The sequence below is a fragment of the Streptomyces sp. NPDC054887 genome, assembly GCF_053610585.1.
The window spans coordinates 29,360-37,211 of the sequence record NZ_JBSGYQ010000069.1 but is presented as its reverse complement, the minus strand read 5'-3'; the positions used below and the strand labels follow the sequence as shown (position 1 = coordinate 37,211).

General features: G+C 73.0%; 6 protein-coding genes. 3 read left to right on the top strand and 3 right to left on the bottom strand.

What is annotated here, in order from left to right:
- Positions 1-107 precede the first annotated feature (107 nt).
- Entirely contained in the window at positions 108-980 is an 873-nt protein-coding gene (locus tag ACWGH0_RS29230; RefSeq protein ID WP_453407256.1) for a YhjD/YihY/BrkB family envelope integrity protein, read from the top strand.
- A gap of 15 nt (positions 981-995) precedes the next feature.
- Here the strand turns inward: ACWGH0_RS29230 and ACWGH0_RS29225 are convergent, their stop codons facing one another.
- A complete protein-coding gene (locus tag ACWGH0_RS29225) occupies positions 996-1,841 on the bottom strand; it encodes an isocitrate lyase/PEP mutase family protein (RefSeq protein ID WP_453407255.1) in 846 nt (281 codons plus the stop codon).
- Between the two features lie 165 nt (positions 1,842-2,006).
- Positions 2,007-2,909, bottom strand: a complete 903-nt coding sequence (locus tag ACWGH0_RS29220; RefSeq protein ID WP_453407254.1) for a LysR family transcriptional regulator ArgP — start codon at positions 2,907-2,909, stop codon at positions 2,007-2,009.
- A 69-nt stretch (positions 2,910-2,978) separates the two neighbouring features.
- On the opposite strand from ACWGH0_RS29220, the gene ACWGH0_RS29215 reads away from it, so the two are divergent.
- Both ACWGH0_RS29215 and ACWGH0_RS29210 read left to right on the top strand, forming a co-directional pair.
- Positions 2,979-3,602: a LysE/ArgO family amino acid transporter gene (locus tag ACWGH0_RS29215; protein WP_453407253.1), complete on the top strand. Its 624-nt coding sequence runs from the start codon at positions 2,979-2,981 to the stop codon at positions 3,600-3,602.
- 91 nt (positions 3,603-3,693) lie between these two features.
- On the top strand, positions 3,694-5,868 hold the full coding sequence (locus ACWGH0_RS29210) for a SpoIIE family protein phosphatase (protein ID WP_453407252.1): 2,175 nt from the start codon (positions 3,694-3,696) through the stop codon (positions 5,866-5,868).
- 107 nt (positions 5,869-5,975) lie between these two features.
- Here ACWGH0_RS29210 and ACWGH0_RS29205 read toward each other — a convergent pair whose 3' ends face one another.
- Entirely contained in the window at positions 5,976-7,673 is a 1,698-nt protein-coding gene (locus ACWGH0_RS29205) for a lysyl oxidase family protein (RefSeq protein ID WP_453407251.1), read from the bottom strand.
- Positions 7,674-7,852 lie beyond the last annotated feature (179 nt).

Sequence of the window (7,852 nt, the reverse complement as noted above, 5' to 3'; positions counted from 1 at the left end):
ACCGGAGCGGCACCACCTGACCGGGTGCGCCGGGCGCGCGACGCCCGGCGCACCCGTTCGGCCCCACGGCGGAGGCGGAAGCGGCGCTTACGGGTACTCGACGGGACATGCCCCTGAGACCCGGTGCGCCGCATGAGGGCCGCCCACCGCACGGAGACCGGTTCGGCCGGCTGTACCGACGGCTGCGCAGCTCGGTCGTCGCGCTGACCTGGCAGCGTGGCCGCGAAGTGGAGCTGATGCACCGCGCCATGGGTTTCGCGGCGCTCAGTTTCCTCACCCTGGTTCCTCTGCTGATCGTCGTCGCCGCGGCCGACCTGGCGAGCGGCCAGGGCTTCGCGCGGTGGCTGGTCGCCGGGCTCGGTGTGTCGGAGGTGTCGCAGGCGGAGGTGGAGGAACTGTTCGGCCGGCCCGGCCAGGCGTTGCAGGGCACCACGGCGTTCGGCCTCGCCGCGCTGGCGGGGTTCGGCGTGACGTTCGGCTCCGCGGTGCAGACCGGGTACGAACGGCTGTGGGACCTGCCGACGGCCCGCTGGCACACGATGTGGCGGCACGTCGTCTGGCTGGCCGTGCTGATCGCCGCCCTGCTGCTCTTCGTCAAGACGCCCACCCGCGAGCAGTCCCCGGTGATCGTGACGGTGCTCGTCGCGGGGGGCGACGTCATCGGTCTGTTCTTCTTCTTCTGGTGGTCCCAGCGCGTGCTGCTGTGCGGCCGGATCCGCTGGCGCGCGCTGGCGCCCGGGGCCGCCCTGACGGCTGTCGGACTGCTCGGGCTGCGGGTCTTCTCGCAGTTGGTCTTCTCGCCGCTGATCGCGTCGAACGCGGTGACGTACGGCCCGTTCGGGACCGTGCTGGTGCTTCAGTCCTGGCTGGTGGGCGTGGGGTTCGTGGTGTACGGAGGGGCGCTGGTGGGGCGGCTGGTGCATGAGGGACGGGTACGGCGCAGGCTGGACCCGGGCCGGGCCGGGGACGCCGACCCGTAGCGCGTGTCCGCCGGATCAGTGCCCGCCGTGGCGGCGGAGGTTGCCGGTGAGCAGCTCCGTCACTTCGGCGACCCCCGCGTTCCCCCGGTCGCCGGCGGCGGGCAGGAGCCCGTCCGCCGCCTTCAGCCGGGTCACGGCGTCCTCCACCGCCGCGTGCGCGGCGAACAGGCAGGGCGTGCTGTAGACCGCCGCGCCGACCCCCAGCGCGGCGAGTTCGGTGAGCGACAGCCGCGGTGACTTGCCTCCGGCGATCTGGTTGAACAGCAGCGGCTTCGTTCCCGCGGCCTCCCGGATCCGGCGGATCGACTCGACGTCGCGCACCCCGTCGACGAGCACCACGTCCGCGTCGGTCGCCGCGAGGGCCTTGGCGCGCAGAAGGATGTCCTCGTCGTCCGTGGCGTCGGTCCGTGCGACGACCAGCAGGTCGGTGCGGCTCGCGAGCACCTGGCCGAGCTTGTCGAGGTACTCCTCCAGCGGCAGGATCTGCTTTCCGTCGGCGTGGCCGCAGCGGCGCGGCCGCTTCTGGTCCTCCAGGACCACACCGGAGACGCCAGCGCGTTCCAGGCGGCGCACGACGTGGCAGGCCACCTCCGTGTCGACGTATCCGTCGTCGATGTCCACGAGCAGGTGGTGGCGCGGAAACGCGCCGCGCAGGCGCTCGGCGAAGGCCGCCATGTCGGGCCAGGCGACGAACCCGATGTCGGGCAGTCCGTAGTACGAGGCGGCGAACCCGAAACCGGAGACGAACAGACCGTCGTAGTGCCGGGCCGCGAGCGAGGCCGAGTACATGTCGTACACGCCGATGAGCGGTGTCGTCCCGGCGGAGGCGATCTCGTCGCGCAGGGCGCTTCCGTAGAGCATGCGATGACTCCTGACAGGGCCGTGGGCGGAGGTCGGCCACGCGCGCTGACCAACGCGGTCCGCGCTCGCCGGTTGCGGGGGATCACCTGGGATCGCCCCGATTGCTCCGCCCGGCCGATCCCTGGAGGAACCCCCCGGGCCCCCGCGCCGGTGAGGCGGCGCGGCTCAGGCCGGGCCGCGCAGCTCCTCGGCGGCCGTGGCGGCGACCGCTTCCGCGACGGCGGACAGCGCCGGCGAGTCCAGCTTCCACTGCTGCCAGAACAGCGGTACGTCGACGACCCGGCCGGGCGCGATCAGGGTGAGGGCGCCCGCGCGCAGCAGCGGTTCGGCCTGCGGTTCCGGCACCAGGCCCCAGCCGAGCCCGGCGGTCACCGCGTCGCAGAAACCTTCCGAGGTGGGCACCTGGTGCCGTACTGGCCCCGCGCCCGCGCCGTTGTCCGTGAGCGACCGTACGAAGCTGTCCTGAAGGTCGTCGCGGCGGTCGAAGACGATCACCGGGGCCTGCCTCAGGTCACGCTCCGGCGCCCCCGTGAGATGGCGCGCGGCGAAGGCCTCGGTGGCCACCGGCAGGTACCGGGCCAGGCCCAGACCGCGGACGGTGCAGCCCGCCACGGGGTCGGGCGACGACGTGACCGCCGCCATCACCTGCCCCTCGCGCAGCAGCGCCGTGGTGTGGGCCTCGTCCTCCCGGTACAGCTCGAAGCAGACCGGCGGGTCCTGCGGCACCCGCGTCAGCGCCGGCAGGAACCAGGTGGCGAGCGAGTCCGCGTTGACGGCGATGGGCAGCCGCGCCGGTCCGAGCTCGTCGGCGATGCCCAGCTCCGCCCGCGCGTCCCGTTCCAGGCGGGCCAGCTGACGCGCGAAGCGCACGACGACCTCGCCGGACTCGGTCGGCCGCACCGGCTTCGTACGGGTCAGGAGCACGCGGCCGGTGCGCTGCTCCAGCGCCTTGATCCGCTGGCTGACGGCGGACGGCGTCACGTGCAGCGCGGCCGCCGCGGCGTCGAAGGTGCCTTCGTCCACGGCGGCGAGCAGGGTGCCTACCTGGTCGAGGGGAAGCTCGTTCATCACGAACGCTAAGGGTACGTTAGAACCTTTAGCTGTACTGAAGGTCGGCCGGTCCATACGGTCGGTGTCATGAACCACGGAATCATCACGGCGGCGCTCGTCGGCTTCGGCACCGGACTCTCCCTCATCGTCGCCATCGGCGCGCAGAACGCGTTCGTCCTCAGGCAGGGGGTGCGGCGGCACGCCGTCCTGGCGGTGGTCGCCATCTGCGCCGTGTCGGACGCGCTCCTCATCGCCCTCGGTGTCTCCGGAGTGGGAGCCGTGGTCACGGCCTGGCCCGCCGCGCTGACCGTGGTCGGCCTGGCCGGCGGCGCGTTCCTCATCTGCTACGGCGTCCTCGCGGCCCGGCGCGTGCTGCGGCCGGAGCCCGGCGCGGCGCTCAGCGTGCGGGGCGACGCGGCCGGCTCCGCCCGCAAGGCCGTGCTGACCTGCCTGGCGATGACCTGGCTCAACCCGCACGTCTACCTCGACACCGTCCTGCTCATCGGCTCCGTCGCCGCCGACCACGGCTCCCAGCGGTGGGCCTTCGGAGTGGGCGCGGTACTCGCCAGCCTGACCTGGTTCACCACCCTGGGCTACGGGGCGCGCCTGCTCAGCGGCCTGCTGGCCCGGCCGGCGGCCTGGCGGGTCCTGGACGGACTGGTCGCCGCCACCATGGTCACGATGGGCGGTCTGCTGCTGGCCGGCGTCTGACGCGCCGCCTGCGGGTGCGAGCCTGCCCGTTCTGGGCGTAACGTCCAGAGATGATGAGTTGTGTGATGCGCGGCGCGCGAAGCCGTTAGCCATGGGCCCGCCGGCGGAGGAGACCGGGCAGCCGGAGGTACTGGACCGGCTGCTCTCCCGGGTGCTGCGCGAGTCCGACGCGTACGGCGGTGGCATCTACGTGCTGACGGCGGGCGGCCAGGTGCTGTCCGCCGCCGTGCTCGCCGGAGTGCCGTCCAACCTCGCGATGCCGTGGGCCAGGGTGGGCATGTCCGCCTCGGGCCCCCTGGCGGAGGCGGTGCGCGAAGGCCGTCTGGTGTGGGTCGGAGCCGAGGGCGAACTCGCCCGGCGCTACCCTCGGATCGGCCTCGCCCTGCCGTACTCGTTCGCCCTCGCGGCGGCCCCGGCGGTCAGCGCCCAGAAGACCTGGGGCGGGCTGCTCCTGCTGTGGCCCGGCTCCCATCCCCTGGTGATCGGGGCGGAGCGGCAGCGGGCCGTCGAGAGGGCGTCCGGATACGTCGGCGCGGCGCTGCGCCGGGCCCACGAGAGCGGCCGTCCCATCGTGGCCGCGCCGGAACCGAGGATCGTCCCGGTGCCCCGGCGCCGCATGGTCACCCAGGCCGAGTCCCTGGCGGCGGTGGACTTCACCGAACGGCTCCCGGAGGGCTGCTGCGCGCTCGACCTCGACGGCCGGATCACCTTCATCACCCCCAACGGGGCGGACCTGGTGGGCAGCACGGTCCCGGCGATGCTGGGGAGCAGGCCGTGGGAAGCGCTGCCCTGGCTGGACGACCCCGTGTTCGAGGACCGCTACCGGTCGGCCGTGATGAGCCGCCACCCCACGTCGTTCACGGCCCGGCGCCCGGACGACCTGTGGCTGTCGTTCGAGCTGTACCCCGACGCCCGGGGCATCAGCGTACGCATCGCCCGGTCGCGCCTCGCCGGCACCGCACCCGCACCGGGCGCGCGGCCGGAGGGGGCCGCCGCCCCGACCGCGCCGCTGCCGGAATCCGCCGTCGCCCCGGGGTCGGGCGCCGCGCCGCCGCGGGCCGGGGTGCTCTACCAACTGGCCCACCTGGCGGCCGCGCTGACCGAGGCCCTCAGCGTTCCGGACGTGATCAGGCTGGTGGTCGACCAGATCGCTCCGAGTTTCGGCGCGCACGCGGTCGCCCTGTTCGCCGTGCAGGCGGGCCGGCTGCGGATGCGCGGACGCCACGGCTACGCGGCCCGGGAGATGGAGCGGCTCGACGGCGTGCCGCTGTCGCCCGACCACCCGAGCGGCCGGGCGGTGACCTCGGCGGAGCCGGTCTTCTTCGCCTCACGCCGCGAACTCCAGGACGCCTTCCCCCGCGCCGCGGACGAGGACGGCAACCACGCGTGGGCATTCCTGCCCCTCGTCGCCGCCGGCCGCTCCATCGGCTGCTGCGTACTGGCCTACGACCGGCCGCACGTCTTCGGCCACGACGAACGGGCCCTCCTGACGGCGTTCAGCGGGCTCGCCGCCCAGGCGCTGGACCGCGCGCACCTGTACGACACCAAGAGCGGACTGGCCCGCAGCCTCCAGGCCAGCCTGCTGCCCCAGGTCCTCCCCGAGCTGAGCGGGCTCCAGGCGACGGCCCGCTACCTGCCGGCCACCCGGGGCATGGACGTCGGCGGCGACTTCTACGACCTGGTACGCCTCGACGACACCACGGCCGCCGCCGTCATCGGGGACGTCCAGGGGCACAGCGTCACCGCGGCCGCCCTGATGGGACAGGTCCGTACCGCCGTCCGGGCCCACGCCATCGCCGGGGCGGCCCCCGACGACGTCCTCGCCCGGACCAACCACCTGCTCACCGACCTGAACCCGGGGCTCTTCACCAGCTGCCTGTACGTCCAGATCGACCTGGCCCGCCGGCGGGCGTGCCTGGCGACGGCCGGCCACCTCCCGCCCCTGCTGCGGCACCCCGGCGGACGTACGGAATGCGTGGCCATGCCCCCCGGACTCCTGCTCGGCATCGACCCCTCGGCGGCGTACGAGGCGATCGACGTCGATCTGCCGCCCGGCGCCGTCCTGGCCCTGTTCACCGACGGTCTGGTGGAGAGGCCGGGCACCGACATCGAGGAGTCGACCGCCGGCCTCGCGGCGCTGATGAGCGAGGGGGCCGACCACCTGGACGAGCTCGCCGACGAGCTCACCCGGCGCGCCTCGCGCCCGTCCGCCGACCGCACGGACGACACCGCCCTTTTCCTGCTGCGCCTGACGCCGCCGGACTGAAGGACGGCGGTCGGCGGTCGCCCGTGGCCCGTTCCGGACGCCGGGTCCGCACGCCACTGTGCCCCGGGACCATGTCCCGGGGCACAGTGCGTCACGACGAGCGGGTGTCAGTTGGCGTCGACCAGGTCGTGGGCCGGCACGCTCACCGTGCGGGCGCCGGGACGGCCGCCCAGGACGACCTTCCGCAGGGCGCTGTTGTTCGTCAGGCTGGTCTCCTGGAGACGCTTCTCCGGGTTGGCCAGCACCTGGATGTAGTAGGTGCCGTTCGGCAGGTTGGTGATGTCGAACGACTGACCGGGAAGGTCCTGGGTGTACGTGTCACCGGAGCCGACGTCCAGCACCTCGCGGACGGAGATCGAGCTCTCCTGGCCGCACGCGGTGGACAGATCGGTGTTCTCGGGGTGCCAGTTGGCGTTCTCCACCGTGTAGTCGACCGCGTCGGTGTTGGCGAGGCAGAACGCCTCCTTGCCGCTGCGCACCGCTTCCTTCTGGTCGGCCTTGAGCAGCCGGTAGCTGGCGAAGTCGGTGAAGTGCCAGTGCTCGTGGCCCGCGCGCGGGTCCCACTCCATGGTGCCCGTTGGGGTGTAGCCGACCTGCTTGCCGTCGGCGTCGTAGAAGTACTGGTACGCGTCCATCAGCTTCTTGCCGGGGCTGCGGAAGCCGTCGACCACCAGCTGCGCGGGGCCCGCGTTCCAGACGTTGGCGCTGAACGCGAGGTAGTCCTTGCCCCGGTTGCTGCCCGTGCCCTTGGTGGCGGTGATGCCGTAGGCCGGGAGCGAGCGGAGGTCCGGCTTCGGCACGTCCGGCACGTTCGGCTCGCCGGCCGGCCGCTGCGCGGCGGGAGCCAGCGCGGGGGCCTTGCGCGAACCGTCCGTCCGGCCGGTCTCGTCGCCCGCCGCCCTGAGGGCGGACTTCTTCAGCGCCCACGGGAGGGCGGGCGGCGCCGGCGGGTGCGGTCCGTGGCCCATGTTGTAGGCGGGGCCCGCGCCGGTCGTGGCGGCGGTGGGCGCGGGGGCGCGCATCGCGCCGTGGCCGGCGTGTCCGGCCGCGTGCGAACCGTGCTTCATGGCGTCCGCCGCGCCGACGCCCATGCCGCCGTCGTCGTCGTAACTGCGCTCGCGCACGGTCACCTTGACCGTCTGCGGCTTGTTCTCCATACCGAACGCCAGGCGGTAGCGCTTGGCCACCGACACCTTGGCGGTGTACTTCCCCGGCTTCAGCTTGACCGGGGCGGAGTAGTAACCCGCGTACGTGTTGGAGGCCCAGCCGTCCTCCACGCCCCACACCGACCCGAGCGTGAACGGGTTGACGGGGCAGCTCTCGGGATACTTCGACTTGGCCGGGGCGTCGTGGCGGATCCGTCCGGAGGCGTTGTTCGGGCAGAACGACTCCTTCTTGTCCATCACCTTGCGGCCGTTGGCGTCGGTGAGGGTGACGTGCGCGAAGCCAGGCAGCCCCGAGAAGTCCTTCACCAGGCCCGCGGGCAGGGCCTTGGTCCGTGTCGTCGCACCGTCGCGGACGACCTGCGTGGCCAGGACCGGGTCCTTGTAGGACTTGCGCGTCACCCGCAGTTCGAGGGGCCCGTTCTCGGCGGTGAGGTACGTACCGAGGTCCAGGTAGACACCCGGGTCCTCCTTGTACGAGTCGAGCGTGACCGACTTCGCGGCGGCGATCAGGCTGAGCTTCGGTGCGCCCTGCGCCTTCTCGTCCTCGGGCGCGGCCGCCACGACACCGGCGGTCACGGTGATCGCCGCGCCGGCGGCGATCAGGGCAAGCCACGGACGGGCTTGGTGGAATCTGGTCATCGTCCCTCGTTTTCCACGTACGTGCTGGGAACTGGTTGGCTCCGTTCGGTGAGAGTTGACGGAGGGCCGCCTGGGTTGTCTGGGCCCTCACGACTCCCGCATCGTTGTCCGAAAACAGTCCATGGACGGCGGGAATCAGCCGTTGTGATCCGACCTGCTGTGCACCGACCGCATTGCGT

Bases quoted from the DNA above. Each gene is read 5' to 3' on its own strand.
- ACWGH0_RS29230 (WP_453407256.1), top strand. From the start codon at position 108: ATGCCCCTGAGACCCGGTGCGCCGCATGAGGGCCGCCCACCGCACGGA.
- ACWGH0_RS29225 (WP_453407255.1), bottom strand. From the start codon at position 1,841: ATGCTCTACGGAAGCGCCCTGCGCGACGAGATCGCCTCCGCCGGGACG.
- ACWGH0_RS29220 (WP_453407254.1), bottom strand. From the start codon at position 2,909: ATGAACGAGCTTCCCCTCGACCAGGTAGGCACCCTGCTCGCCGCCGTG.
- ACWGH0_RS29215 (WP_453407253.1), top strand. From the start codon at position 2,979: ATGAACCACGGAATCATCACGGCGGCGCTCGTCGGCTTCGGCACCGGA.
- ACWGH0_RS29210 (WP_453407252.1), top strand. From the start codon at position 3,694: ATGGGCCCGCCGGCGGAGGAGACCGGGCAGCCGGAGGTACTGGACCGG.
- ACWGH0_RS29205 (WP_453407251.1), bottom strand. From the start codon at position 7,673: ATGACCAGATTCCACCAAGCCCGTCCGTGGCTTGCCCTGATCGCCGCC.